The organism is Pseudomonas sp. MWU13-2100 (assembly GCF_023242365.1).
Taxonomy (GTDB): Bacteria; Pseudomonadota; Gammaproteobacteria; order Pseudomonadales; family Pseudomonadaceae; genus Aquipseudomonas.
In genome coordinates, this window is the sequence record NZ_JALLIX010000028.1 from 26,889 (window position 1) to 53,580 (window position 26,692).

Genomic DNA, 26,692 nt, shown 5'->3' on the forward strand with positions numbered 1-26,692 from the left:
CGGCCTCAAGGGCCTCTTCGCGAGCAAGCTCTGCTCCCACAGGGACCGGGTTCGGCCTTGACTGAAGGGTATTGCTGCAAGCCGGGCTCCCACAGGACGGCGGTGTCTATACAGAGAGGTAGCGGCTGATGGTCGCTTCGTCGACCTTGTCGCGGGTTTCCTCGATGACGAAACGACCCTTCTCGATCACCAGGAAGCGGTCGGCGATTTCCAGGGTGAAGGACAGCACCTGTTCCGAAACCACGATGGTCAAATCCCGCAAATTGCGGATCTCCTTCAGGGTCCGGGCGATGTCCTTGATGATCGACGGCTGGATGCCCTCGGTGGGCTCGTCCAGCAACAGCACCTTGGGATTGGTCGCCAGCGCCCGGGCAATCGCCAGTTGCTGCTGTTGCCCGCCCGAGAGGTTGCCGCCCTTGCGCGAGCGCATGTCGTGGAGCACCGGGAACAACGCATAGAGGTCCTCCGGCACCTGGCCCCGGGCCGAAGCCGGCAAGCCGGTCTGGATATTTTCCAGCACCGTCATGCTGGGAAAGATCATCCGTCCCTGGGGCACATAGGCGATGCCGTGCTCGACCCGCTCGTGGGTCTCAAGGCTGGAGACCTCGCACCCATCGACACTGACCTGCCCGCCCCACTGCGGGAGAATGCCCATCAGGCTCTTGAACAGCGTGGTCTTGCCCATGCCGTTGCGCCCCATCACGGCGACGATTTCCTGCTTGGCCACGGCCAGGTCGAGGTCGTGGAGGATCTGGCTCTGGCCGTAGCCACAGGACAGCTTGTTGACGTTGAACATGCCTGCTTCCTCAGTGGCCCAGATAGACTTCGATGACTTTCGGATTGTTCTGCACCGACTCCATGCTGCCCTCGGCCAGCACCTTGCCCTGGTGCAGCACCGTGACCTTGTGGGCGATGCTCTTGACGAACTCCATGTCGTGCTCGATCACCAGCACCGAACGGCCCTGGCTGATGCGCTTGAGCAACTCGGCGGTCTGCACCCGCTCGTTGACGCTCATCCCGGCGACCGGTTCGTCGAGCATCAGCAGGTCGGGGTTCTGCATCAGCAGCATGCCGATCTCCAGCCACTGCTTCTGGCCGTGGGAAAGCAGGTCGGCCTGTTGCTCCAGCAAGTCGCCGAGAAAGATCTCCCGGGCCACCTCCTCCACCCGGGCAATCACCGCCGCGCTGCGCTTGAAGAACAAGGCGCTGAACACCTTGCGCCCGGCCGGGTAGGACATCTCCAGGTTCTCGAACACCGTGAGGTTTTCGTAGATCGACGGGTTCTGGAATTTGCGCCCGACCCCGGCGCGGACGATGTTGTACTCGTGCATCTTGGTCAGCTCTTTCCCGTCGAACTGGATGCTGCCGCTGGTGGCGCGGGTCTTGCCGCAAATCAGGTCGAGCACCGTGGTCTTGCCGGCGCCGTTGGGACCGATCACCACCCGCACTTCATTGCGGTCGATGTAAAGATTGAGGTTGTCCACCGCCTTGAAACCATCGAAGGACACCGTCAGCCCCTCGATGGCCAGCACCGGTTTGTTCATCTGAAAACCGATGGCGGTCATGGCTGTGTCTCCAGGGAAGGACGTTCAGGGGCCGGGGCTTTCGGCTCGGTACGCGTGGCCTGCGGCAGGGTTGCGGCCACTGGTTGTGAGCGAGGAGAACGCCGCAACAATCGAGCAAGAGCCTGACGACCGTGACTGTCCCAGAGCCCGGCCAACCCATTGGGGAAGTACATGACCACGGCGATGAACAAGCCGCCCATCAGGTACAGCCACAGCTCGGGAAAGGACTCGGAGAAATAGGTCTTGCCGTAGTTCACCAGCAAGGCGCCATACACCGCGCCGAGCAACGACATGCGCCCGCCGACCGCGGTAAAGATCACCATCTCGATGGACGGCACGATGCCGACGAACGACGGTGACATGAAGCCCACCTGCAAGGCGAACATCGCGCCGCCAATCGCCGAGAAACCGGCGGCAATGCAGAACACGAAGATCTTGAAGGTCGCCACGTCATAACCGGAGAAGCGCACCCGCTCCTCCTTGTCGCGCATCGCCATCAGCAAGCGGCCCAGCTTGGAGGCGAGGACAAAACGACCGATGAAAATGCAGCCGAACAGCAATCCCGCATTGATGAAGTACAGCAGCAGCTTGGCACTGTCGCTGCGCAGGTCCCAACCGAGCAGGGTCTTGAGATCGGTGATGCCATTGACCCCGCCGCTCAAGCCCTGCTGGCCGACAATCAGCACCGTGAGAATCAGCGCGATGGCCTGGGTGACGATGGAGAAATACACATCCCCGACCCGCCGCTTGAACAGCGCCATGCCGATGATAAAAGCCAGCAGCACCGGCACCAGGATCACCGCCAGCAACGTGAAGCTGAAACTGTGGAACGGCACCCAGAGCCAGGGCAGTTCGGTGATCTGGTTCCAGTCCATGAAGTCCGGAATGCCCGGCGTGGTCTGGATCCTGGTGCTGAGCGGATCAGAGGCTTCCAGCTTGAGAAACATCGCCATGCAGTAGCCGCCGACACCGAAGAACACTCCCTGCCCGAGGCTGAGAATGCCGCCATAGCCCCAGCACAACACCAGGCCGACGGCGACAAACGCGTAGGTCAGGTACTTGCCGACCATGTTCAGGCGGAAGGCATCCAGGGTCAGTGGGAACACCACGAAAATCAGCAGCGCCAACAGCGCCACGCCGAGCAGGTTCGGCTTGCCCGCCAGCATCTTGTCTAGAACGTTCATCGGCTCGCCTCTACTTGCGCACTTTGATGGAGAACAGCCCTTGGGGGCGCAGCATCAGGATCAGGATGACCCCGGACAGGGTCAGCACCTTGGCCATCGAGCCGCTGAGGAAAAACTCCGAGATCGATTGGGTCTGGGCAATCACGAAGGCCGACGCGATGGTGCCGAACAGGCTTTGCGCACCGCCGAAGACCACCACCAGGAAGGTGTCGACGATGTACTGCGAGCCGGCGGTGGGCCCGGTGGAACCGATGGTGGTGAAGGCCGCGCCGGCCACTCCCGCCACACCGCAACCCAGGGCGAAGGTCATGCGGTCGACCTTGCGCGTATTGATGCCCACGGCCCGGCTCATCAACCGGTTCTGCACCGTGGCACGCACATGCAGGCCCCAGCGCGAACGGTAGAGCAGGACAAAAATCCCCGCCGTCAGCAGCAGGGTCAGGGCCATCATGAACAGGCCATTACGCGGGATCTCGATGGCATCGGTGAGGTTGAACGAACCCATCAGCCACTCCGGTGGCGTGGCGCTGACTTCACGGGCGCCGAACACCGAACGGAAGGTCTGCTGCATGACCAGGGACAAACCCCAGGTCGCCAGCAGCGTGTCCAGCGGGCGCTTGTAGAGGCGGCTGATCATCGCCCACTCCACCAGCCAGCCGATGGCGCCGGCGACCAGGAACGACAGGGCGATGGCGAAGAAAAAATAGTAGGGCTGGAACGCCGGAGCGAAATGGCTGGTCAGGCTCGAACAGACATAGGTGGTGTAGGCACCGATGGTAAGGAACTCGCCGTGGGCCATATTGATGACCCCCATTTGCCCGAAGATGATCGCCAGCCCCAGTGCCATCAACAGCAGCACACAGAACACGGACAAGCCGTTGAACCCCTGCATGGCCGCGATGGCACCAAATTCCGATAGCCATTCCATGATGATGGTCTCCTGTTGGGAGGTAGAAATAAAAAACCGCATTGCCGGCAAGCCAGCCCCTACAGATAGGTGCTCCACAACAAAGGTTTCGTCGTACCCGGCCTCTGTAGGAGCCGGCTTGCTGGCGATAGCGGTCGAGCGTTATTGGTAACCTTTAGGGAACGGATTCGGTTCGATCAGACCGGACTCGTAGACCACCTTGAACTGACCATTTGGCTGCACTTCACCGATGCGGGTCTTGCTCCACAGGTGATGGTTTTCGTGCACTTTCACGTAGCCTTCAGGCGCGGTTTTCAACTCGATGCCTGGCGAGGCCGCGACCACCTTGTCGACATCGAAGCTACCCGCCTTCTCCACCGCCGCCTTCCACAACCACGGGCCGAGGTAAGCCGCCTGGGTCACGTCGCCGATCACCGCGTCCTTGCCGTACTTGGCCTTGAAGGCTTCGACGAAGGCTTTGTTGTTCGGGTTGTCCAGGCTCTGGAAGTACTTCATCGAGGCATAGAAACCGGCCATGTTCTCGCCGCCGATACCCAGCAGTTCGTCTTCGGTCACCGACAAGGTGAGCAAGGTCTGCTTGGAGGAATTGACGCCCGCCGCATTCAGTTGCTTGTAGAACGCCACGTTGGAACCACCGACCACGGCGGCAAACACCACATCAGGTTTCTTCAGCTTGACCTTGTTGATCAGCGAGCCGAACTGGGTGTTGCCCAGCGGGTAGTAGTCCTCCCCGACCACGGTGCCGTGCAGCACGTTTTCAATATGCTTGCGGGCGATCTTCATCGAGGTGCGTGGCCAGATGTAATCCGAACCCACCAGGTAGAAAGTCTTGGCGCCCTTGGTCTTGGCGATCCAGTCAAGGCTGGCGAGGATTTGCTGGGTGGCTTCCTGGCCGGTGTAGATCACGTTCTTCGACTGCTCCAGCCCTTCATAGAAAGTCGGGTAGTAGAGCAGGCCGTTTTCCTTCTCGAAGATCGGCAGCACGGCCTTGCGCGAGGCCGAGGTCCAGCAGCCGAACACCGTTGCCACCTTGTCGTTGACCAGCAGCTTCTTGGCCTTCTCGGCGAAGGTCGGCCAGTCGGAGGCGCCGTCTTCCTGGATCACCTTGATCTGCCGACCGAGGATGCCGCCCGAAGCGTTGATCTGTTCGATGGCCAGACGTTCGGCCTGGATCGAACCGGTTTCGGAAATCGCCATGGTGCCGGTGGCCGAGTGCAACTGGCCGACGGTGACTTCGGTCGGGGTCACGGCCAGGCCGGTGCTATTGGCCTCGTCCGCCATGACCCCCTGGCTGAACACACTGGCGGCCAGTAACGACAGGGCCGCCGCTCCCAGCGCCAGACGGCGCGGCAACAGACCTTGGGTGCGGATCAATCGTGGTTCCATGCTGCTACTCCTCTGCGGTGGCGCTGCGGGTTCGCCTCGGGGGCGGCCAGCAACGGTGATGGCATCAGCATGGCGGCGAGGAGCAGTGGCCGGTATACGCAGCCTGACGTAAAGGCATACGTCATTTGACGTAGGGAAATTCGCACCAAGCTGGCGCAGGCTAGCGCCTCAGGCCCGAGCCACCCGACCGCCTTACGCGCAGGCACGCGCACGGGTAACCGCTGGTGCGGCCCGGCAGCCTGGGGCATGAAAATTGCTCAATTTTTCACCACTACAACGCCAGGCACGGAGCGCCTTGACCGCAGGAGTCCTTCACCGTGCTACCACCCGGCACCCAGCGCATCGCCAAGATCCGTCGCGACTACAACAGCTGGGTCGCCGACGAGACCATGGAGGACTACGCCCTGCGCTATACGCCGAAGTCCTTTCGCAAGTGGTCGGAGTTGCGTATCGCCAACACCGCTTTAGGCGCGGTGTCGTTCCTCGCCCTGGAGGCAATCGGCGGGGTGCTGGCCCTGAGTTATGGGTTCACCAACACCTTCTGGGCGATTCTCGCGGTGAGCCTGGTGATCTTCTTCACCGGCCTGCCCATCAGCTACTACGCCGCCCGCTACGGCGTCGACATGGACCTGCTGACCCGCGGCGCCGGCTTCGGCTATATCGGCTCGACCATCACCTCGCTGATCTACGCCAGCTTCACCTTCCTGTTCTTCGCCCTGGAAGCGGCGATCATGGCCCTGGCCCTGGAGCTGTATTTCCATATCCCGCTGGCCTTCGCCTATGTGATCTGCTCCGTACTGGTGATCCCGCTGGTGGCCTATGGGGTGACGCTGATCAGTCGCCTGCAGCTCTGGACCCAACCGTTGTGGCTGGTGTTGCTGGTACTGCCCTATCTGTTCGTGCTGGTGAAAAATCCCCAGGCTTTCAGCGACTGGACCAGCTTCCTCGGCCGCAGTACCAGCGGCGGCGACTTCAACCTGCTGGAATTTTGTGCGGCCTGCACCGTGGCCCTGTCGCTGGTGACGCAGATCGGCGAACAGGTCGACTACCTGCGCTTCCTGCCGGAGAAAACCGCGGCCAACCGCAAACGCTGGTGGGCCGCGCTGCTCTGCGCCGGCCCCGGCTGGATCATCCCCGGCGCCCTGAAGATGGCCGGCGGCGCCTTCCTGGCCTTTCTCGCCCTGCAACACGAAATCCCCATGGAGCGTGCCGCCGAGCCGACGCAGATGTACCTGGTGGCCTTCAGTTATGTGTTCTCCTCGCCGGAATGGGCCCTGGGCGCCATGGTCCTGTTCGTGTTCGTCTCGCAGATGAAGATCAACCTGACCAATGCCTACGCCGGCTCGCTGGCCTGGTCGAACTTCTTCGCCCGGGTCACCCACAGCCATCCCGGCCGCGTGGTCTGGCTGGTGTTCAATGTGGCGATTGCGCTGATGCTGATGGAGCTGGGGGTGTTCGATGTCATCGACCAGGTGCTCGGCCTCTACGCCAATATCGCCACCGCCTGGATCGGCTGCGTGGTCGCTGACCTGGTGATCAACAAGCCGCTGGGGCTGTCGCCGAAACACATCGAGTTCAAGCGCGCGCACCTCTACGACATCAACCCGGTGGGTGTCGGCTCGATGCTGATTGCCTCGCTGCTGTCGATCCTCGCCCACTTCGGCCTGTTCGGCGCCCTGGCCCAGGCCGCGCCGCCCTTTGTCGCTCTCGGTACCGCGCTGATCATGGTCCCGCTGCTGGCCTGGGCTACCGGCAGCCGCTACTACATCGCCCGCAGCAGCGACCCGTTGCTGCTGCGCCCGGTAGAGCCGAGCACACAGATCACCTGCGGCCTGTGCAGCAACCCGTTCGAAAGCGCGGACATGGCATTCTGTCCGGCCTACAGCACGCCCATCTGCTCGCTGTGCTGTTCGCTGGATGCGCGTTGCGGCGACCGTTGCAAACCCCAGGGGCGCCTGTCCGCGCAGTTCGAATCGCTGTTGCGCTGGCTGCTGCCCAGCACCCTGGTCCCGCGCCTGCACACCCGGCTGATGCATTACCTCGGTCTGCTGCTGGTGCTGATCCTGATGCTCAGCGGCGCCCTGGCGCTGATCTACGGCCAGGCGTCCCAGGGTTTGCCCCATTCGGCGACCTTGTACCAGGCGTTTTTCAAGGCCTTCCTGACCCTCTCGATGTTGGCGGCGATCCTCGCCTGGTGGATCGTCCTGACCCGCGAAAGTCGCCATGTGGCCCAGGAAGAGTCGACCCGCCAGACCCAGTTGCTGATGCAGGAAATCGCCGCCCACCGTCTGACCGACCAGGCGTTGCAGGATGCCAAGGAAGCCTCCGAGGCGGCCAACGCGGCGAAGAGTCGCTATATCACCGGGCTGTCCCACGAACTGCGCACGCCGCTCAACAGCATTCTCGGTTTTACCCAGAACCTGCAGCGCGACGCGGCCATGCCGGAGCAGCACCAGGATGCCCTGGCGACCATCCTGCGCAGTGGCTCGCACTTGCTGTCGCTGATCGACGGCCTGCTCGACGTGGCCAAGATCGAGGCCGGCAAACTGCGCCTGGAACTGACGGAGATTCCGTTCCCGGAACTGATCCACGACCTGGAACTGATGTTCACTCCGCAGGCCCAGGAGAAAGGTCTGCGCTTTCGCCTGGAACTGATCGGCAAGATGCCGGCGGTGGTGCGCGGCGATGAGAAACGTGTGAGGCAGATCCTGATCAATCTGCTGGGCAATGCGGTGAATTTCACCGACAGCGGCGAGGTTTGCCTGCGGGTCAGTTACATGCGCGAAACCGCGAACTTCGAGATCATCGACACCGGTATCGGCATCGACCCCGAACATATCGAGCGGATCTTCCAGCCGTTCGAACGTGGCGACCTGATGCGCCAGGACAAGGGCGTCGGCCTCGGTCTGACCATCACCCGCATGCTTACTTCGTTGATGGGCGGCGAGTTGCAGGTCAAGAGTCAGCAGGACAAGGGCACCTGCTTCCAGGTGCGGCTGTTTCTGTCCCAGGTGCGCGCGCCCCAGGCCGTGGTCCATGTCGAGCACGACATCATCGGCTACCAGGGGCCCCGGCGCCGGGTGCTGGTGGTGGACGATCATGTCGACCATCGCAAGGTGCTCAATGGCATGCTCACGCCGCTGGGCTTCGAGGTGGTGCAGGCCAGCAATGGGCAGGAAGCGATTCGTCAGGTGGCGTTGCTGGGGCCGGACCTGATTCTGATGGACCTGTCGATGCCGACCATGGATGGCTGGGAAACCAGCCGCCTGATCCGCCGCAATGCGCTGTCCACGGTGCCGATCATCGTGATCTCGGCCAATGCCTTCAGCGACGAACGCAACCTGGCGAGTGCCTGCAATGACTACCTGGCCAAGCCGGTGCGTACCCCGGAGTTGCTGGAGCGGATTCAGAAGCAACTTGATCTGCATTGGGTACGGCGTGAAAAGCCGGCACCTGCGGCACTCCCCGCCCCCAGGGTCTTACCCTCACACCCTGACCTAGTCGCTCTCGGCGAACTCAGCGCCATCGGCTATGTCCGTGGCTTGCAGGAAAAGCTCGACAGCATCCAGGCCGAGACACCCGACACGGCGGCGTTTATCGGGTCGATCCGCAAACTGCTGAAGAACTTTCGCCTGGACGAAATCAACCGCACCCTCAAGGAGGCAGAAGATGAATGCACTGACCACAGTCGCTGAACCCGGTGTCGTGCTGATTGTCGATGACACCCCGGACAATCTTGCCCTGCTCTCCGATGCGCTTAACGATGCCGGTTATATGGTGCTGGTGGCGCTGGATGGGTTGAGTGCGTTGAACCGGATCGAGCGCCGGCGCCCGGACCTGATTCTGCTGGATGCGATGATGCCGGGGCTGGATGGGTTTGAGACCTGTCGGCGGATCAAGGCGCAGCCGGAGAGTGCTGATATTCCGGTGCTGTTCATGACGGCGCTGACGGAGAGTCGGCATGTGGTTCAGGGGTTTGAGGTGGGTGGTAGCGATTACGTGACCAAGCCGATTCAGATCGATGAGGTGCTGGCTCGGGTGGCGGCGCATCTGCGGACTTCACGTATTTTGCATTCGGCGCGTGCGGCGTCGCAGCCAGTGGCGGCCTTGAGTTTGAATGATGAACCGGCCAGCCAGGTGCTATCGGCGCGCTTTCAACTGACGGGCCGTGAGGTGGAAGTGTTGCGCTGGGTAGCCTGTGGAAAAACCAATCGCGACATCGGCACCATCCTCGATTTGAGCCCGCGTACGGTGAACAAGCATCTGGAGCATGTGTATATCAAGCTGGGGGTGGAGACGAGGACGGCGGCGACTTCGGTGGTGCTGTCGGCGATGACGGAGCATCGGCGGATGTAGCGGCTTCGATCATTTTCGTGACGTCACGGAAATGATCGACAGCATCCAGTCCAGTGACTTCACATGTGGCTATGGCGCGCTGAATGGCGATGAGAAAATTCATTTTCAGTGATCTTGCGGCGCCAGCAAGACAACTCGCTTTCCTTTGAATGAAGTTTCCTAGAAAATCCTGAGCGCTTGTGCCTGCCAATTTCGGTGGCTAGTCTTCAGTCGTCACTGCACATCAGTGATCGGGTTTAGTAGCCCGCCGTTTGACTAGGCGCAAAGTGCCCCCTTCAGCAAGGCGATGTCTTTCGACCTGCGCTTTATGGTGGCCGTGCGCAGGGCGCCTTCGGGTGCGCCGGGCCTAGTCACCGGTCTACTAACCTGCGTTCGGCCGCCACCCTTGAATCGTTTAGTAGCGATGGTAGCGGCTCCGTACTGACCGACTAGGAGTCACGCAGCATGTTCAAAATCACTCCCAACCCCCCGGGAACATCCGGTATCGATAGCATCGACCCACAAGCCGCTGATCGCGCTTTGGCGTACTACATACTGCCTCAAGGCGGCGGTCCAAAACGCCCTGATGTCACAGGAACACAGAACCAAGCCCCTGCCCCGCAAAGCCGAGAAGACGCTCTCGTCAGCGCCAGCTCAATCCTGGACTCCGCTGCCGCCACCGCCTATGAGAATGCGGACAACCTCACGGGCGCCAATCGTAAAGTGGCGATGGGTGTGGTGCATCTGATCGAGTTGGCTCAACGGCAGGTGGATTCAGTGATAGACGGACAGTCGTCAGCGGTGGCGACCTGACGTAAACGAGTGTGGTGTGAAGGGGAGCGGCGCTCCCCTTTTCCCTCTCACGAGAACATCGTTACCATAGAGCCGCACGCGCCCGAAGTAATCGCAACGTGTTGCAAGACAGGATCACCCCCGAAAAACAACGCGCTCACACCCATCAAACATGACGAGGCAACCTGATCCATGGTCAAACCTGTCCGCTCGCCAAAACCCGAGCCTGATCTGCTGTTACTGCACATTGAGTTGAAATGGATCGAACCGGCCATCTGGAGGCGCGTGGCGGTGCCCGAAAACATCACCCTGGGCAGATTGCACCGAGTGTTCCAGGCGGTGATGGGCTGGGAAGATTGCCATATGCACGAGTTTGAGATTGCCGGCGAGAAGTACGGTATTCCCGATTCCGAAGGCTGGGGACCGCCCGTGAACCCGGAGGCTCGAAAAACCCTGATCAAGGCCTTGAACGGGAAAAAGACGTTCAGCTACCTCTATGACTTTGGCGACAGTTGGGAGCACACGATCAAGGTTGAAAAAAACCTCCCCGCCGCCGCCTGCCCTCAGGTGCCCTACTGCGTCGACGGCGCCAATGCCTGCCCGCCGGAAGATGTGGGCAGTGTGCCGGGCTATGACGAATTCGTTGAAGCGATGGAAGACCCCAAGCATCCGGAGCACGAATCGGTGCTGGAATGGTATGGGGAGCTCTTCAACCCGGCGGCTTTTGACCTGGGGCTCGCCAACCGGTGGCTGAAGCAAATCAAGGTCTGAGTGATGACAGTTCAGGCTTGAAGTGGGTGGAGGCGGGGCGATAGGGAGACATAGAGTCAACTCCCTATAATGTCCGCTGGGTGCTCATTCGGCGAGCGCTACCAGTGAGGCCCGATATTCCTAGCGTTTTTTCGGCGCCAACAACTCAGAACGGCCAATTTGTTCCCGGTGTCGCTCTGGCAGCCGAGGGCCTGAGAATCCCGCGCCCGTAATGGCGGCCTCCAACCCTCGCAAGTGCAGAGCTGATTTCTGGCTACGTAATGATTCCATGCCATCGTTCCAGGCATGCACCATATGCTTGGCAACATCTCGCCACGCGGGCTCGTTCTTCGCAGCCTCGATAACCTCGGCCCCTACCGCGACAGCTGACTCACATAGCTGCTCGACCATTTCCGCGTAACGGCGCGGGGCGATGCCCAGGCGAGCATTGAAGAACATCTCCAGTGTTCGCCCTGGGGTCCAGGTCTGACGCCCACCGACAGATAGCCCGGGCGCATTATCCGCGAAACGCGGATAGGCCTGAGTCGTGACCAGGTCATAGACCGGCGTAAAGGCCACATCGGTTCGTGAAGTGTAATAAAGCGCAATGTTCTTGGAGTGGCAGTCGGCGTTGCGCACCACGTAGTTGCTCAGCAATTGCCAACCGAAATGTTCTCGCTGCTCACGCAAGTGTTGTGCATCAACATAGGCCCGGGTCGCATTCCAGACTCTTTCCATCGTGGTCGCGTACTTCTCGTGGGGCGGCAAGCCCAGCAGCCCGCAAGCGTCTTCCAATCCGCATCGCGGCACACCGTTTTCATCGACATCGAAGCGATCCACGACCAGCACGCGGCCGTCATCTGACATACGGCATTTGGCAACCGAAACGACATTCAGGCGCTCCAGTACCCGCATGGTGTAAAACTCGTTGAAGCCCAGATAAGGCGTGTTGTCATCCGATCCTTTGATGATGTGAAATCCGGTGCGCAACGTGGGTTTACCCAAAGGTAGATCGCTTGCCTCGGCCTGTTGTGCGATGAACTTTGGCACCACTCCCGAGATCGCCGCCCGGGCATAGCGTCGGACCAGTTTGGCGAAGTGCTCGGAGGTATTTTCAGCCGTCAAAAGGTGGCCGATATCCAGCGGATCCGTCTCCAGCCCTGGCTTTACCCCTTCAGGTGTCACCGCAACCCGACCGATACCCGCACCACCGATGACCGCCAGCAGAGACAAATCGGTACCGTCGAGCAGCGGCCCGAACTCTTCGCGGATAACACCCAGCAAATAGCCCTCAGGCAAGTTTTGCCGGAAGAACGGAAAGAGGTCACGCGGCCAATGCCAAGCCTCTTCGCGCACAGGCAGGGCCAAACTGACAAAGTCTGCCGCGTCTGTACCGGGAAAATACTTCAACACGTATTCGTCCCGCTCACGGTACAGCTTGGCTACCGCTCTCCCACTGACATGGACATCCAGGATCATCGTTCAAACACTCCCTGTTTCTGCTCAGCGAGAATATCTTCGACCGTGCGCTGATGGCCGGCCTTCACCAGCTTCAAGTCATAACCTGCCGCCTCCAGCAAGCGCACCAAAGCCGAAACACTCATATCGCCTTTAGCCAAGGTTTCCATGCGAGCGACGGTCGAACGCGCCACGCCTGCACGGTTCGCAATCGCCTCCTGGCTCAGATGAGCCTCACGACGAGCTTCCTTCAGCATATGCGCCACATCGAACAAGGTGCTCATTTGTAGCCCTCAAGCATCAAGAAGTACGTAATATTCAATTACTGTAGCCCTGGAGGCACAAACTCGCAATGCTCATAGTGGCTCTGGCCGTTTTAATTGGACATCAAGACTGAGCGGCAAACTGTAGCCCAGGGGACTCAAAAAAAGCATAAACCCTTGAAAATGTAGCCCATGAGCATCACTCTCCGGAGACTGAAATCTTCGGCGATTGAGGAGCTGCCCACAGGGGCAGCAAGCTGACGAAAAGGCATGACATGAAGGGAAGCTGTTGCTCCCCCTTTTTCACGCAGGCCTCTGGACACTTGGCTGACTTCACTGGCTAATACTTCCTTCAATCCTTTCGGCTCACTCACTTCGGACTCGTCAATAGTGCTGAACCGCAACGCCCTGATGGCCCAACTCTCTGCCACACCCGATGACATTGCAGCGCGCGCTTCGCTCTATCGCGATTTGCTCAACAGCGGAGAGGCTTCCCTGGATGGCCTACGAGTAGCCGCCGGCCTGTGCGATCCGGCCGCTATCGCCGCAGTTGCGCAGTTGAGCGCCACCGCGCATACCAATCGCCCCAAGGCATTGTTGTCGCAGCTTCGTGGACTGCCCGTAGACCATGTCGAGTTGGAGAATGCCGAGCCTGACTGGCTTGATGCCCTGGCTGGGCTGCCACTGCGTACGCTGGTACTCAACAGCCCGAAATTCAGCTTCGATCAGACTGTATGGCAACGTTTGCCAGCCGTTGCCCTCGAGACATTGAAAATCAGTGGCTTTTCGCGCGATGACAACGCCAGCAGCCTCCCGTCACTCGAACGGTTGCGCCGGCTGAAGTTGGAAACCTACGGCGAGGACTTCGACGACCGTTTCCTCCAGCAACTCGGCAGTGGCGCGCTGCAGGAGCTGTCGTTGAACCGTTGTGATGAGGTCACCGACGACGGCCTGCTCGGACTGTCACGACTCAAGTTGCGCTCACTCACATTCGAACGCGCAGGGGAACTCACCTCACATGGAATGCAGCACTTGGGGCATCATCCACTCGAACAGCTATCGCTCGGCTGGAATGGCGCAATCCTGAAGGAGCCTTCCTGGCTCCACAGCCTGACCGCATTGCGCTCGCTGAGCCTCGATTACTGTTACGCAACCGACGCCATGCTCCACGCCATCCAGGGCCTGCCGATTGAACGGCTTTCGCTGCAATCTTCATATATCGGCGAGGACGACATTGCCGAACTGGAGGGCATGCCACTCGCCGATCTGGATCTCAAGTCTTCACAGCAAATGATCGAGCGGCTCGATGTGCTGCACGCGTTTCCACTGAAGCGCCTGGGGCTCTCCGATGTGCAAGGCATCGACGCGCATACATTGTCCGATCTGCGTGGTCTGGAGCTGGAATCGCTGGACCTTTCATTGAACGACATCACCGGGAAGGAACTGAAACAACTGGCCGGTCTGCCGCTGAAGCGGCTTAATCTCAGTTTTTGTCACGGCATTGACGGCAAGGCTTTGCGAATGCTCGTCGAATTGGGATTGCCGTTGGAGCAACTTGAGATAAGCGGTCTGGATCTACGCGATGCCGACTTGGCCTGCCTGCGCGATCTGCCGCTGCGGCGCCTCGGGTTGTATGAAAGTCCTTGGCTCACTGACACCGGAGTCGCCCACCTGGCGCATTTGCCACTGCGAGATCTGACACTCGCGGCGGGTCCGGGGGAATCGCAGCTCACTTCAGCCGTGGTGTCCGTGTTGGAGCAGTTGCCACTACAAAAATTGTGGTTGCCGAACAGCTCGGGGATCAGCGCAGAAGGATGGGATCGCTTGGCCAGATTGCCGGCCCACGTGACTGGGCCCGGTATTTGACAGGTAGTGGAAATCCACATTCCCACTGAGTCGTATCAGTCCTAAGCAACTGGAAAATCGAGGACCCCGCAGGAGAATTCGCGCTCCCGGCCAACAGCCCTTTCAGCTTTTTAACACCGTTAAATCAGCGGCGCTTTTTCAGTGACCTTGCAGTGCCAGCAAGACAACTCGCTTTCCTTTGAGTGAAGTTTCCTAGAAAATCCTGAGCGCTTGTGCCTGCCAATTTCGCTGGCTAGTCTTCAGTCCGTCACTGCATATCAGTGATCGGGTTTGGTAGCCCGGTATAGATTGGCGCACAGCGCCCCCTTGGAATCAGGCGTTTTTTATTGCCTGCATTTTATGGTGGCTGTGCGCAGGGCACCTTCGGGCGCGCCGGTTTCTCCAATCTTCCGGTCTACCAACCTGTGTACAGCCGCCACCCTCAAATCGTTTGGTAGCGATACTGGTGACGGCTCCATCCGTGAGATTGGAGATTTGCCATGTACAAAGTCACACCCAACCCACCGGGAACCTCCGGTATCGAAAGCATTGACCCGCAAGCCGCTGATCGCGCCTTGGCGTACTACATACTGCCTCAGGGCGGCGGTCCAAAACGCCCTGGTATCGCAGGAACACAAGGCAAGCCCCCTGTCCCGCAAAGCCGCGAAGAAGCCCTCGTCAACGCCAGTTCAATACTGGACTCCGCTGCCGCCACCGCCTACGAAAATGCCGACAACCTCACGGGTGCGAACCGCAAGGTCGCGATGGGTGTCGTGCATCTGATCGAGCTGGCTCAACGGCAGGTGGATTCAGTGATTGAGGAGCAGCCTGCTGGGGCAACAAGCTGATAAAAAGTAGCTCGGCATAAAGGGGAGCTTGCTCCCCTTTTCGCTGGCTAAATATTCTCAGTCCAGATGCGTCCAGCTCAATTCGCGACGCAGTGCGTCGTATTTTGGAAAAGCCAGGAAAAACACGCATAGGGCAAAAACTTGTGACGTCAAACCCTTACCGAACTCAGCGCCCAGCACCTTTTTAACCCGTGTAAATCATCTACACTTTTCCAATGATCTCGCAGTGCCAGCAAGACAGCTCACTTCCCCTTGACTGAAGCTCCCCAGAAAATCCTGATCGCTTGTGCTTGTCAATTTTGATGGTTAGTCTTCAGTTTCAGTATTAGATGAGGGCCTGACAGCGGTAATAAGCTGACAGTCTTAAAGTAACTGAAGGGAAAGAGCCCCCCTTCCCCACAAATCAAATGCTTTCACATCCTACTCAAACGCCCATAAATTCAAAGTAATATTACAGCCCTAAACCTTAAACTTCCCGTTCTCCATAAGCCTCAAATATTCGGAGTCATTAATCCCTATTCGCATCCAGTTTCCTGCTAGCTTTGCCATTTCGCTCGCAGCTCTTGCGTATCTAACCTCACCTAACCAAGTAAATCTCTGATTACTATTCGTTGTCAAAAACGTAAAGAATGGTCTTCCTCCTTCTGGACTTTGTCGTTCACCTCTAACCCGCTGATGATTGTCAGACGGTAAGAAGGAGTAGGTCATCAAAGTTGGATGCTTTTCTCTGAAATACAACCCTCGACTATTACCATCCTCTTCTTTTAGAATGAGGCTATAGCAATTATCGTCGATTACGGCCTCCAAAAAAACAAACGGCGTTTCCTTTAGAAGGCGCAACGTATCGCACGCGGGAGTCAAACATATAAAATACCTATTAGCCTCTCCCTCCCTCAAACGAAGCAACGTGCCCGTCGTAAGTGATGGCAGCCAACCTTCGGCCCCTAAAAGCTTTGTATCCCCGAAAGCCTCTCGTTTGAAAACTACAAGCCGAGAAAATCCAAGCTCCGCTTCTTTGGACTTCCCCTCATCGCCAGCAAGTGCTATCGAGACTTTATTTCTCTGCTCTCCTGGAAAGCCAATTAGCTCTCCTGCATCTGTGCGAACACCTCTGTCATTAATGCCATTTTTTAGCAATAGAAAAAGCAACGGCATATCAACGATTTTTTTACCATATGCCTGAGGTTTAATCACATCCGTACTTTTACTTAGCCACTTACCAACCGCAACCTTATCAAGATACTGATCCGCCACAGATTCAAGCCCTATGGCATTATCGCACTCTGAAACCAGAAGTTCCCGCACAAGTTCGGCGACATCCTCCGGCGGATTCGTAATTAAGCGATTAGCCACATATGCAGAGTCGAGCTTTTTATCGAAACGGGTTACCATATGATGGATATTCTTCCTAATGGCACCCACTGCTGCTAGTGCAAAAGACGGCATCAGACCATCTGCAAATCTAGAAAACTCGAAAACCAAGTGACCCGGCAAATCCGCCGGAAGAACAGAAGCTTTATTCAATACGGTCACAAGGTAGCTTTGTTCTTTTGAGAAAAAACCCCCTCATCAACAGAATCGACATGAACGCCCCCTCCTTTAAGAGACTCCTTGATATCTTCATATACCTGTTCAGCAATAGTTTGCCCAGTGTAGACACAAATAAATCGAAGTCGACCATTCTCTGCAACGTCACTTAATGCTATTTCTTTCAAAATCCTTCTAGTTAGAGCGGAGGAGTTCTTGTAAAGATACCAATCGATAACCACAATATCCGAAATCAGAGCAGAGTTCAGTACCCGCCGAACCACTAACTCTTCGTCAAAATTACTATCATCAGGCAAAACAAATGCGCAGTTCAAGCCTTTTTCCGCAAACGCATCTGAGACCTTTCTGATATCTAACTGATGCTCAGCAACGCTCTCAAGGAATGAGTCACCAGGTTCAACTATCGATGCAGACTCACTCCCTACAATTTCTAAGGTACCCATTCCATCATCAAATGGCGCAATCACGCTGGACACATCTGAGACCTTTCTCGGCCCTTCCACAAACGGTTCATTATCGATTACAACTGCATTTTTTAAAAATTTCTTTGCGGCAGTTAAACAGTGCTCAAGCCAACTATCATGCGAGTTAACTTCTGAAGCTTCCCCTTCAAAGACTTCGGCCTGCATCACTCATCTCCCTGTTCATTAATCGACTTAATCCGGAAAGCCGGATCAATATCTAAGCCTGCCTCTTCAAGCTCAATCGTAAAACCTTCTCGAAGAAGGGTCTCTCTACTGATGGCAAGCCCCATGCCTCGCCCACCAGGCTTCTTACTCATACCGAATTCAAAAATCTGGTTACGTAATCTTTCTTCAATTCCCGGCCCAGTATTGGTAATCAAAAAACCATTCGAGTCCGCATCTAAAGTTATTTTCCGCTGATTCTCTGCACGAGCTGCAACCCAAAATATAGCATTATCAACAATATTGATAAACGCACCCAATAGCGCCGAAGACTTGCACTTAACTCTACTTTCTCGAAAAACATCTGTAGCTATTAACTCAACATTGTCATTTTCCAGAGACTCATCGAAGACCCTGCGAAGAACGCTGAGTATTTCCTCTCCCGAAACCTCAACTGTTGATCGGTTCATTCTTCGACCTAAAGGATCCAGAACCTTCAGATATCCATCAAGATGCTCTATATGCTCTCGAAGATTTTTATAAATCACGGACAACGGAGGATTACGATCTGCCCATGGCTTGAACTCCGCCATAGCAACTCTAATCCCCCTAGCCGCACGTTCGAATTCATGCTGAAGAATACCTACCGACATCCCCATCTGAGCAAAATCTGAATAAAAATCTAACTGCTCTTCCAATAACAGATTACGACTTTCAAGAGCTGCAAAACGATCATCTAAAGTTTCTCGTTCATTAATCCCCTCAGAGAGCTCTATCATCTGCCTCTTGAATGAGTCGAAAAGTTCCCCTTCTTGCTTTCTGAGGTCTTCGATTTTCTTTTCGATTTCATGACGCACATTATCAATTTCTTCGGGTTTTTCTGCCGAGCGCTTAGTAAATTCATCGACAAGCAACTCAACATTCGCTCGAAGCACCGAAAACTCGGTCTGTAAAACCTGTTTCAATGTTTTTTGCATTACATCAGAGGCTTGAAACGCCTCGCGACGTAACCCTACAAGTTCTTTGACTGTAAAGTCCCGCTCTCTCTCGATGCTTTGAATAGCATTTTCTCGCAGTTGAGCATTCGCAATATGTCCACTTGTTGCATTTCTAAGTTTTTCATCAATATCTAATCGAAGCAGGTCTAAGACTGAGACTTTAATATTTGAATACATACGTTCATAAGCTGCCCAGTCCCTTTCTAGCTTTTTAGACAAGGCCAGCCCTCGAGGGCGCATTACTACAGGCCTATTATTCAATGTTCTAAACTGATTCCGTACATCAATTTCTAGCAGCCTTAACTTTGAGGCAAGCTGTCCTTTATCTTGCTCATCCAACAGCAGGCTCAAGCGCTCGTCTAAATCTCTAGAAATTCGACCTGATTCTATCTCGTAGAAATTACGCTCATAATCCTTAGAAAAAGTATCTAACTCCTCCTCAAAAACGGATCTTCTGGCGTCTGCTTTCTTTTTCTGTTTTTTTAGGATCTCCGCCTGAGCGTTTATAGACCTCTTTACCTCCCAATAATCTCCTTGCGGAGAGCTTTCTCTAAAAAACTCAAGCGCCAACTGTTGAAAAAAATTGATCAACACCGATCTAAAATCACGATAAGCTTGGTTTTCTCTAAAACCTTCCCGCCCCGCCTTTTCCGTCAAAGACGAGTTGTGTTCATGGCCAATAGATATATAACCAAATCCCCGACGATATGAAAAAAACCAATCACCAGCAGATTTCGTTCTTCTCTTCTCTATTTCCAGAAAGTCGTAATCCGTATTACCATATGGCAATACCCTAATACCATCCCGGTAGATATATACGCCACCAAGCCGATCAAGCTTACCGCTCATTTCAGTCCAATCTTGAGAGTTCAAACTTGAGTCTTTTGCATTACCTTGCACATAACCATATCTAATTGAAAACTTACCGCACCGAGGCTGACGCCCTCTTCCATCCGCCCAATTACAGACAAATTTTCGAGGCTTTCCGTATATTAAGACCGTACCGATAAACTGGCCACTGTCATCAAATTCCCCATCAAACAAATGATCGGTTTTTACAAAATCATCCTGTGTCAAAAAAGACGACGGCCCAATTAGCTCCTCAACATCAGAAAGGTGATGATCTCGGAACTCCGTCTTAATAACAGGATTAACACCACTCATAAAATTTGAGAAGCCGAGTAAATTTCTCTGTAGCTTTGAAGCCTCTTTATCAGCCCCCCCATCAATATCATCATCCAGCTCTGGAGCAACGGGCAAAACGATGAACTGTGTGCCGTAACCGTCACCAGACAGTGTCAGAGGTTCTTCCCGATTTTGATTAAGGGTTGCATCAAGCTTATCTGGACTTATATTTCTTGCCAGCTCAAGATCCTTCTGCAGTTGCAAATAAGCCTTGGGATCAATACTAGGTTTCAGAGACTTTAAATTCTCTGAAACCTTCTCGACCAATCTTCCTATATCACTATTTTTCGGAAGCGTCCCTCCTGCAAACTCTTCAATAGGAATATCTATAGCACCGATATCTATCCCTGGCTGTTCAAACACCCCCCAATGGACTAAAGCGACGACGAGATTATGTAGCCCATCGGGCCGACTTGCACGAGTCATTAAAATCGTTATCGGAGCAATAACAGCAATAGCGAGACGGCCTATTCCTTTTTCCCCCATAATTATTCGTTTTGGAAGTTCTTTTGGCCCTCTCCAATTCCGCCATTTCCGTTTTTCCTCTGACTCCTCTGACATCCCCGATCTTTCTATTTCATTAGCATTAACCCTGGATTCCGTACCGAGGGTAAGCCACCTATTTTCTAAATCATTGCGGGTCATACCGTAGCCATCGTCTCGTAAAACGAGAACCCGGGAACGTCGAAAGAAGTCTACTTCGACACGCTCTGCGTAAGCGTCATGTGCATTTTTGAAAAGCTCGTGAACCGCAGTTGGGATACCTGCGATTTGCTGTCGACCAAGCATGTCGACGGCTCTAGCTCTAACCTTGAGCTGTGTCATAAAGACTCCTAGGTCTTTAAGGAGTTATTGATTTTGCATGTTTTTTAGTCTATCGATGACGATTGCTATCATAGATTCAGGAGATTGGTGAGTCCAAAAACGCAGCACATCCCATCTTGCAGCCGTCAGTAATGCGGTGACCCGATCATCCCGGGTACGATTGCTTTGGAGCTTTTCAGCCCACCAATCTCTGTTAGCTTTGGGGATCGTACCGTGAACCGGACATCCGTGCCAAAAACATCCATCAACGAAAACAGCTAGCTTTTTTCCAGGGAAGGCAATGTCGATATTCGAGCGCCCCAAGGAAACCGTTTTCGGCTTGTAGTGGATACGGTAACGCAGGCCTGCGGCAAAGAGCAGTTTCCGCAGGGCCATCTCAGGTGCCGTATCTTTGGAGCGCACGCGCTTCATCACGGCCGACGCCAACTCAGAGGATGGCATCGGCCGAGAGGAAGAGCCGCTACTCATTGAAGGGTCAAGCTCGGATAGCTGCGAGCAGGCTACGGGCAATAGTGCGCATCATCGCCGGAGGGACAGCATTGCCAATTTGTGTGGCCACCTGCCCGGCATTGCCGTGAAAAATGTAGTTGTCTGGAAAGGACTGAAGACGCGCAGCCTCACGTAGGGTAATAGCCCTATTTTGTTCAGGGTGAGCATAGCGCCCCCGAGTTATGTCGGTGCAGCCAGTGGTGAGCGTTGGCGCAACGTCATTCCATCTCATACGACCGTAGGTGTCTGAGAATGACGAAGCCCTCTCTGCCCTCTTATGGCAATCGAGCTGCAGTTCTAAAGGCAAAGACTCTCGACCACCGCCATCGTGGGGTATGTACTGTAAACGACGTATATTGAGATCCGTATGCTTGCGAGCATAGTGCAGCGGGTCTTCCCCAGGTTGAGGTTTCCCGATACCTGGGACGGGTAAACCCTGGATCGCGCCTTGAACAGTTCTCCTACGTCGCTGAACGAGCCGAGTGGCCACCGATAAAGGAACCCCCTTAGCAGCGACCAAGATCATTCGAGTACGACGCTGCGGCACTCCGAGATCGGCGGCATCGACCCGCTTCGGCTCAGCCACGGAGTATCCTGCTTTTTTCAACCACTTTCTGAAGCCACCAAAAATGGTCGTAGACGCGAGCCCTGGAACGTTCTCAAGAAACACCAACGAAGGCTCGAAACGAGTGATGAACTTCTTAGACTGACCAACCAAATCCCTGCGGGAGTCGTTGTTGCTCTTGTGACGATTCTGACTACTGAAGGGCTGGCAGGGGGCACATACCACCAAGAGATCCAACTGTCCAGGGATCAGGTCAGAGAACTCGTCAGGTTTTACAGCTCTAATATCCTTCTCTATGAGACGGACATCTGGGTGATTCTCGCGATAGGTGCGGCAAGCACCAATATCAAAGTCAACGGCTCCGACGACCCGAAACCCCGCTTTTTGAAGCCCCAGGGAAACGGCGCCGGACCCACAGAACAAATCCAGAGCAATTGGCCTTGGCATAAAAATGTACCTGACGATTGAGTGAGCTTCCTACCCTCGGAATCGTGGCGGACAGCGGAAATGACAACAGTGTTAGCACTGGTGAAAATATAGGCGCAAGTGCCTGTGGAGTCTAGATTTTTCGCGGCCAGAAGCCACTACCCGACCAACCGACCGCGACACGAACAGCAAGACATTTCCCCGCCTCTATCGGATACTTCGCACGAAATTTAAGTCCCACTGGAACTTAAACAGCTCTACCCCCTTCGATTAGTCTGGTTGAGTCACGGGCGTTCCCGTGACCGAGTGTCAGAACTCGAACAACCAGGGCGCGGCACGCGCCATAGCTACCCGTAGTCAGCGCTTTGGGGCGTCTGGCTGCTGCATCTATGGTGGACCGCGCGAGGCAGGCTTCGGCCTGGCCGGTTTCCTTGGTTGCCGGTTTCTGACCCTCGTGCGGTCCGCCACCCTAACCGTGTCAGAACGGCGGATGGCGGTTCCTTAATCCAACCAGGGACCATAAGGAAAATGACCTACCCTCCTTTTACGCACGGGCACCGCCCACTCCGTCTGGCGTCGACATGGCTCGATCACGGAGAACACCTCCATGATTGATCGCTCATTACTCTCCCGTTTGCCCATCCCCGCTCTGATCAAACTCGCCGCCCTGAGCCACGACGAAGCGGTTGATCGGCTACGTCATGCCGCCCGGCTCTGCCTGGACGGTGCCCGCTCGCTCGCCTTTGAGGATCAACAACAAAAGGATTTAGCTGACAAACTGATCGAGGATGCCCTCGCGCTTTACGATCTGGCCTTGCAGCGGCGGCATCCTCCGCCGTTATCCGATTCACCGGCCATGGTTCGCGTCAATGCCTCAACCGATTCCCCTTCTGTGCCACTTACACCCTGGGATGATCAGTTTGCTCAGGAAATCGCCAGTGGAACCCGTTGCGCGGAGCGCTGGCTGGAGCGACAAAACACCCAGCCGTTGTGGTGGCAACTGACGCAGGCGCGTATCAACCATCCGGAAGGGGATCGGCGCAATGCTTTCGAGGCGGGATTTTTAAGACGGTTGCAGCACCACTTGATTGCGGCACAGCATCAGCACATTCGAAGATCACCGGGGTGAACGCCCTGAGTGGTGGACGACTTCCGCGGTGACTTCCGCGGTCGCCCATCAGGCCCCGACTACTCGGGGCCTGATGGGCGACCGCAGTTGATGACGACGATGAGTACTCATGCAAAATGGGGCGCTATCAAGCCGAAACGCTAACCCACCATCACCTACTGATCAAAGGACGTCTTGGCATCATGTGCGGCACCGATGCAATGAAAAAATTGACACCGGCACGAGCCCTCATCGCCGAGCTGGTTCGTCGCTACTGGGTTCTAGGGATGGAATGTAGCCTGCTTGAAATCCAAAAGCTGGCTTGGTTTCTCGAGCGCGCCATCGAAAAACTCCCAGGCACGGAGAATCCTTTAAATCTGCAGTTCGTCGCCCACAAATATGGACCTTATGCCAACCGCCTGGATCACCTGCTCGACAACCTCGACGGTAGCTACCTGCACTGCGATAAACGCATCAGTGATGCGGGCATCAACGATGTGATCTGGTTCGATCAGGAACGAAAGTCCTTTTTGCAGGCCTACCTGAAGACTGAAGCCAAAGAGTTCACAAACGTCTTGGAAAGCACCACACAGCTGATTGATGGTTTCGAATCGCCATTTGGTATGGAACTGTTGGCCACGGTGGACTGGTTGTTGTATCGCGAAAACGTGGAGCCGACTATTCCTGCGGTGCGCAAGGCTTTACAAGATTGGGAAGGTGGAGCAAATGCGGCCGCTCGTAAAGACAAGCTGTTCGACGATCAATCGCTTGAAATTGCGTTGAAACGATTGGCCGCCAGTAACCTGCACTGAATCCAAGGCCTCTGTCAGGCGACCTTATCCACAAATGAATGATAGCGGTGAGTGCATAACCGGACAGAGCTGTTAGCTGAGTGGAAAAATGACATCCATGAAACGCCCTCGCCTGCAGGCTGTGCAGGCACACCCGGATTTCACGCTGAAGCTGACCTTTGTGAACGGGCAAGTTTTCGACCTGGATCTGAACGACGATATCAAGCACTACCCGGGCTTGAAGTCATTGCACGATTCCAAGGCATTCGCTGGCGCTGCCATTGGCGACGATGGCTGGACCGTTGAATGGACAGAACTGGATATTCAGATCGGGGCTGACACGCTGTACCTGGACGCCTTGGGGCGGCAAACCACCTAGCCACTTTAGTGGTGACTGACGCAGGCACGTATCAAAAAATCAGTCGTCCTCCCGCTCGTCCTTCACTCGGGTGGTCAGGAGTATGTCCAGTACCTTCATCACCGCCAGCACGGTGCTCAAATCAGGATCGCCTCTGTCGCAGAATGAACGAGCAGATGCTCCACGGACAGTCCCGAATCACGGGCAAATCGGCCAAGACTTTGTATGCGATCCATAAACCCCACCCACCGTATGGCCGTGGTATGAAGTCAGGTATCCGAGTCGGATTGCTCCACTTGAGTTCTTATCCCAAATAACCGATCGGCTATCTGCCGGCCTCGCTCCAGCCCTTCAGCCGTCAACCAAATCGATTTGCTCTTGCTCACCGGATTGCTGATGAAACCGCGTTCATGTAATCGGTTCATGGTCTCGAAATCGAATCCTTTCCAAGCATTGCCGTTATCAGCACTGAAGGTTGCCAATAGGGCAAGCACTGCTTCTTCAATCAGTTTATCGTCGTATTCCATGATCATTACTCCGCTCGTACTCTTTTAAGCTCATCGTAAAGCCTGCTCCTACAGGTCCGAGTCTCGCAGGCAGGGTGGTGTTTTACCTTTAGAGTGCAGGATAGCGGCATTGACCGAAACGTCATCTGTTACAGGAAAGGGCTGATCCAACGAGGTCGACTGAACACCTCCAGCCTTGGGCAAGATCGTTAACTATCACACCGAGACCGTCTGTCGCCCGACGCCCTCGCTGAGCGTCAGCATTTTGGATCAAGAAAGAAATCTCCTACGTGTCGCTGAAATTCGATTCCAGCGACACGTTCTTCTTTCATGTCGTCGCCAGCGACATACCAGCGGAGCCCGTCACCATGCCAGCTTCCGAGAGCTGAGCATTTGGTCAGCTGGTTGCTGACCAAATAAAAATCACAAAAGAAAAACTCAGAGCGTGCAAATCAAATGTTCAGCATAACGGCGGAACGCAGCGTAAACCTCATCAAAGCCTGGACGCACCGACCCAAATATCAGCGGAATCAACCTTGAGTCGTATTGACCACGAACTATATCGTCCGACGCAATCTGGTTGAGTGCACGTTGCATGACGCCCTTCGGATCGTCTGCAAACGCAGGATACTGCCGACCGAACTCAATCCCATCAAACTGCACCAGACTCTTGAAGCCAGCAGCCGCCCGCTCGCCAACGGCAGGATCTGCAAGACCAATGCAATACACATCGTAAAGATGCCTGACCAACGTTTCATCCCAGGCCTGAAGCATTGCGCCTGCACGATGCTGGGAATAACGGCGCAGAAAAGAAATGACCTTCTCCGCCAGTGTCTCCTCCACGGCTACACAAGGAATATCACCCAGCGGCTCGGACCGCCCGGCAAGACGATTTACCAGATATTCCAACGGTTGCTGAGCCAATTCAAATTGCGGGGCGCGTGCCGTCAACTCAAGACTCAAGTAGGGGCGCAAACTGGCATCATGTGGATACTGCGGTGAGTATTGCCAACGGCTGGCTAGATACTTGTTCTCGTTTCGAGCGGTGCGCCCCTCCGCAATTTCGACGAAGCCAACTCCAGTGAGAGACGCTGAAACCTCATCCCTCAGTTGACCAAGATGTCGCCTCTGCGCTGACGTGCCCCAGGTATTGGGCTCATCCAGGACCATCTTCAAATCAACGTCTTCGGACATACGTTCGATCAGTCGATAAGCCTTCGACAGACTCGTGCCACCGCAAAACACCAGCCGAACGCCAGGAAACTTCAAGCCCATCAAGGCTTGCAAAGCGTCAGTCACATGGATGTCTTTTTCAAGGATGCTGGCTGTGAGCAAGCCAACATCAACCTCGGCCAGCACCGCATCAATCAGCTCGGCCTGCTCAGGCGCAATGGTTTTCATAAGTCACGTAACGCCCACCAAAACCAAGCTTGCGGTTGATACGACGAGAACCCGTGTCCAATACGATGCCTGCTGGCAGTTGCAAGGTATCGCCCGCGTTGTATTCACGTACCGCACGCCCGGCTTGGGTCTTCACACCGAGCTTCTGTAAAACCAGTGGTGCCAGCACCTCAAGCGGACGAATCGGGATCGGCTTACCCGTCAGAACACTGGGCTTTGCCTTTGCAAAGACGCCCACACCCAGTTTGACCAATACGCCATTGGAGATCAGATGACGCAAGGCACGAGACAACTGCGCTGGGCTACCGAAGTCGGAAAACTCGGAGCGCAAAAAAACCTCGTCCTTTCGCAGGGCGATGGATCTTTTCAGACGGTCTTCGATAAGCATGGCTTACTCCCGAGGTATCACCTAGCCATAAAAACAAGCTAACTATTTGTTTAATATAATATTTATCAAACAGACAGTGATCACCGGCTTTCAGTATAAACCAGAGTGGGTAGAACTCCTCGTA

General features: G+C 55.5%; 24 protein-coding genes and 1 pseudogene. 9 read left to right on the plus strand and 16 right to left on the minus strand.

Annotation, left to right across the window (positions count from 1 at the left end; all coding sequences use genetic code 11):
• Positions 1-106 precede the first annotated feature (106 nt).
• From urtE to urtA, 5 genes are all read right to left on the minus strand, one after another.
• On the minus strand, positions 107-796 hold the full coding sequence (gene urtE / locus M5B99_RS19160) for an urea ABC transporter ATP-binding subunit UrtE (RefSeq protein ID WP_248805509.1): 690 nt from the start codon (positions 794-796) through the stop codon (positions 107-109).
• Between the two features lie 10 nt (positions 797-806).
• The gene (gene urtD, locus M5B99_RS19165) at positions 807-1,565 is read right to left on the minus strand and encodes an urea ABC transporter ATP-binding protein UrtD (RefSeq protein WP_248800085.1); all 759 of its coding nucleotides are present in this window, start codon (positions 1,563-1,565) and stop codon (positions 807-809) included.
• Positions 1,562-2,749: an urea ABC transporter permease subunit UrtC gene (urtC, locus tag M5B99_RS19170; protein WP_248805510.1), complete on the minus strand. Its 1,188-nt coding sequence runs from the start codon at positions 2,747-2,749 to the stop codon at positions 1,562-1,564. Before urtC ends, urtD begins: the two co-directional genes overlap by 4 nt.
• 10 nt (positions 2,750-2,759) lie before the next feature.
• Entirely contained in the window at positions 2,760-3,677 is a 918-nt protein-coding gene (gene urtB / locus M5B99_RS19175) for an urea ABC transporter permease subunit UrtB (RefSeq protein WP_191486389.1), read from the minus strand.
• A 141-nt stretch (positions 3,678-3,818) separates the two neighbouring features.
• On the minus strand, positions 3,819-5,063 hold the full coding sequence (urtA, locus tag M5B99_RS19180) for an urea ABC transporter substrate-binding protein (RefSeq protein WP_191486390.1): 1,245 nt from the start codon (positions 5,061-5,063) through the stop codon (positions 3,819-3,821).
• A gap of 317 nt (positions 5,064-5,380) precedes the next feature.
• Here urtA and M5B99_RS19185 point away from each other — a divergent pair, with 317 nt between their 5' ends.
• The 4 genes from M5B99_RS19185 (at position 5,381) to M5B99_RS19200 (ending at position 10,961) form a co-directional block, all read left to right on the plus strand.
• Positions 5,381-8,758 carry an ATP-binding protein gene (locus M5B99_RS19185; RefSeq protein ID WP_248805511.1) on the plus strand — a complete coding sequence of 1,126 codons (3,378 nt, stop codon included), beginning with the start codon at positions 5,381-5,383 and terminating at the stop codon, positions 8,756-8,758.
• Positions 8,733-9,419: a response regulator transcription factor gene (locus M5B99_RS19190; protein ID WP_191486392.1), complete on the plus strand. Its 687-nt coding sequence runs from the start codon at positions 8,733-8,735 to the stop codon at positions 9,417-9,419. The genes M5B99_RS19185 and M5B99_RS19190 overlap by 26 nt, the downstream gene beginning before the upstream one ends.
• Positions 9,420-9,863: 444 nt before the next feature.
• Entirely contained in the window at positions 9,864-10,211 is a 348-nt protein-coding gene (locus M5B99_RS19195; protein WP_248805512.1) for a DUF6124 family protein, read from the plus strand.
• Positions 10,212-10,382: 171 nt separating this feature from the next.
• The gene (locus tag M5B99_RS19200; protein WP_248805513.1) at positions 10,383-10,961 is read left to right on the plus strand and encodes a plasmid pRiA4b ORF-3 family protein; all 579 of its coding nucleotides are present in this window, start codon (positions 10,383-10,385) and stop codon (positions 10,959-10,961) included.
• A gap of 120 nt (positions 10,962-11,081) precedes the next feature.
• Here the strand turns inward: M5B99_RS19200 and M5B99_RS19205 are convergent, their stop codons facing one another.
• The 3 genes from M5B99_RS19205 to M5B99_RS19215 all read right to left on the minus strand — a co-directional run bounded on the left by M5B99_RS19205 (position 11,082) and on the right by M5B99_RS19215 (position 13,035).
• Positions 11,082-12,419, minus strand: a complete 1,338-nt coding sequence (locus M5B99_RS19205) for a type II toxin-antitoxin system HipA family toxin (protein ID WP_248805514.1) — start codon at positions 12,417-12,419, stop codon at positions 11,082-11,084.
• Positions 12,416-12,682 (minus strand): helix-turn-helix domain-containing protein, encoded by a 267-nt coding sequence (locus M5B99_RS19210; protein ID WP_177124405.1) that lies wholly within the window; start codon positions 12,680-12,682, stop codon positions 12,416-12,418. Before M5B99_RS19210 ends, M5B99_RS19205 begins: the two co-directional genes overlap by 4 nt.
• A 137-nt stretch (positions 12,683-12,819) precedes the next feature.
• Positions 12,820-13,035, minus strand: coding sequence for a hypothetical protein (locus M5B99_RS19215; protein WP_248805515.1), 216 nt, complete (start codon positions 13,033-13,035; stop codon positions 12,820-12,822).
• 37 nt (positions 13,036-13,072) lie between these two features.
• Here M5B99_RS19215 and M5B99_RS19220 point away from each other — a divergent pair, with 37 nt between their 5' ends.
• On the plus strand, positions 13,073-14,527 hold the full coding sequence (locus M5B99_RS19220) for a leucine-rich repeat domain-containing protein (RefSeq protein WP_248805551.1): 1,455 nt from the start codon (positions 13,073-13,075) through the stop codon (positions 14,525-14,527).
• A 479-nt stretch (positions 14,528-15,006) separates the two neighbouring features.
• A complete protein-coding gene (locus M5B99_RS19225) occupies positions 15,007-15,354 on the plus strand; it encodes a DUF6124 family protein (protein ID WP_248805516.1) in 348 nt (115 codons plus the stop codon).
• 459 nt (positions 15,355-15,813) lie between these two features.
• On the opposite strand, the gene M5B99_RS19230 is transcribed toward M5B99_RS19225, so the two are convergent.
• Genes M5B99_RS19230 through M5B99_RS19250 form a run of 5 tightly spaced genes read right to left on the minus strand, consistent with a single transcriptional unit; the run spans position 15,814 to position 22,037 of the window.
• Positions 15,814-16,887, minus strand: coding sequence for a hypothetical protein (locus tag M5B99_RS19230; protein ID WP_248805517.1), 1,074 nt, complete (start codon positions 16,885-16,887; stop codon positions 15,814-15,816).
• Complete coding sequence (locus M5B99_RS19235; protein WP_248805518.1) at positions 16,884-17,531, minus strand: response regulator receiver domain; 648 nt, start codon at positions 17,529-17,531, stop codon at positions 16,884-16,886. The genes M5B99_RS19230 and M5B99_RS19235 overlap by 4 nt, the downstream gene beginning before the upstream one ends.
• A complete protein-coding gene (locus M5B99_RS19240) occupies positions 17,531-20,536 on the minus strand; it encodes an ATP-binding protein (RefSeq protein ID WP_248805519.1) in 3,006 nt (1,001 codons plus the stop codon). The genes M5B99_RS19235 and M5B99_RS19240 overlap by 1 nt, the downstream gene beginning before the upstream one ends.
• Before the next feature lie 24 nt (positions 20,537-20,560).
• Positions 20,561-21,004: a very short patch repair endonuclease gene (locus M5B99_RS19245; RefSeq protein ID WP_318654577.1), complete on the minus strand. Its 444-nt coding sequence runs from the start codon at positions 21,002-21,004 to the stop codon at positions 20,561-20,563.
• Between the two features lie 7 nt (positions 21,005-21,011).
• Positions 21,012-22,037, minus strand: a complete 1,026-nt coding sequence (locus M5B99_RS19250; protein WP_248805521.1) for a DNA cytosine methyltransferase — start codon at positions 22,035-22,037, stop codon at positions 21,012-21,014.
• A 586-nt stretch (positions 22,038-22,623) separates the two neighbouring features.
• Here M5B99_RS19250 and M5B99_RS19255 point away from each other — a divergent pair.
• The 3 genes and pseudogenes from M5B99_RS19255 to M5B99_RS19265 all read left to right on the plus strand — a co-directional run bounded on the left by M5B99_RS19255 (position 22,624) and on the right by M5B99_RS19265 (position 24,294).
• Positions 22,624-23,145 (plus strand): LasR-specific antiactivator QslA, encoded by a 522-nt coding sequence (locus M5B99_RS19255; RefSeq protein WP_248805522.1) that lies wholly within the window; start codon positions 22,624-22,626, stop codon positions 23,143-23,145.
• A 200-nt stretch (positions 23,146-23,345) separates the two neighbouring features.
• A pseudogene (locus M5B99_RS19260) lies at positions 23,346-23,936 on the plus strand (Appr-1-p processing protein); the annotation flags it as partial.
• 97 nt (positions 23,937-24,033) lie between these two features.
• Positions 24,034-24,294, plus strand: coding sequence for a DUF2442 domain-containing protein (locus tag M5B99_RS19265; RefSeq protein ID WP_371917167.1), 261 nt, complete (start codon positions 24,034-24,036; stop codon positions 24,292-24,294).
• 248 nt (positions 24,295-24,542) lie between these two features.
• On the opposite strand, the gene M5B99_RS19270 is transcribed toward M5B99_RS19265, so the two are convergent.
• The 3 genes from M5B99_RS19270 to M5B99_RS19280 all read right to left on the minus strand — a co-directional run bounded on the left by M5B99_RS19270 (position 24,543) and on the right by M5B99_RS19280 (position 26,568).
• On the minus strand, positions 24,543-24,800 hold the full coding sequence (locus M5B99_RS19270) for a DUF6429 family protein (RefSeq protein ID WP_248805523.1): 258 nt from the start codon (positions 24,798-24,800) through the stop codon (positions 24,543-24,545).
• 417 nt (positions 24,801-25,217) lie between these two features.
• Positions 25,218-26,180 carry a nucleotidyl transferase AbiEii/AbiGii toxin family protein gene (locus M5B99_RS19275; protein ID WP_248805524.1) on the minus strand — a complete coding sequence of 321 codons (963 nt, stop codon included), beginning with the start codon at positions 26,178-26,180 and terminating at the stop codon, positions 25,218-25,220.
• Positions 26,161-26,568, minus strand: a complete 408-nt coding sequence (locus M5B99_RS19280) for an S-adenosylhomocysteine hydrolase (RefSeq protein ID WP_248805525.1) — start codon at positions 26,566-26,568, stop codon at positions 26,161-26,163. Before M5B99_RS19280 ends, M5B99_RS19275 begins: the two co-directional genes overlap by 20 nt.
• Between the last annotated feature and the right edge of the window lie 124 nt (positions 26,569-26,692).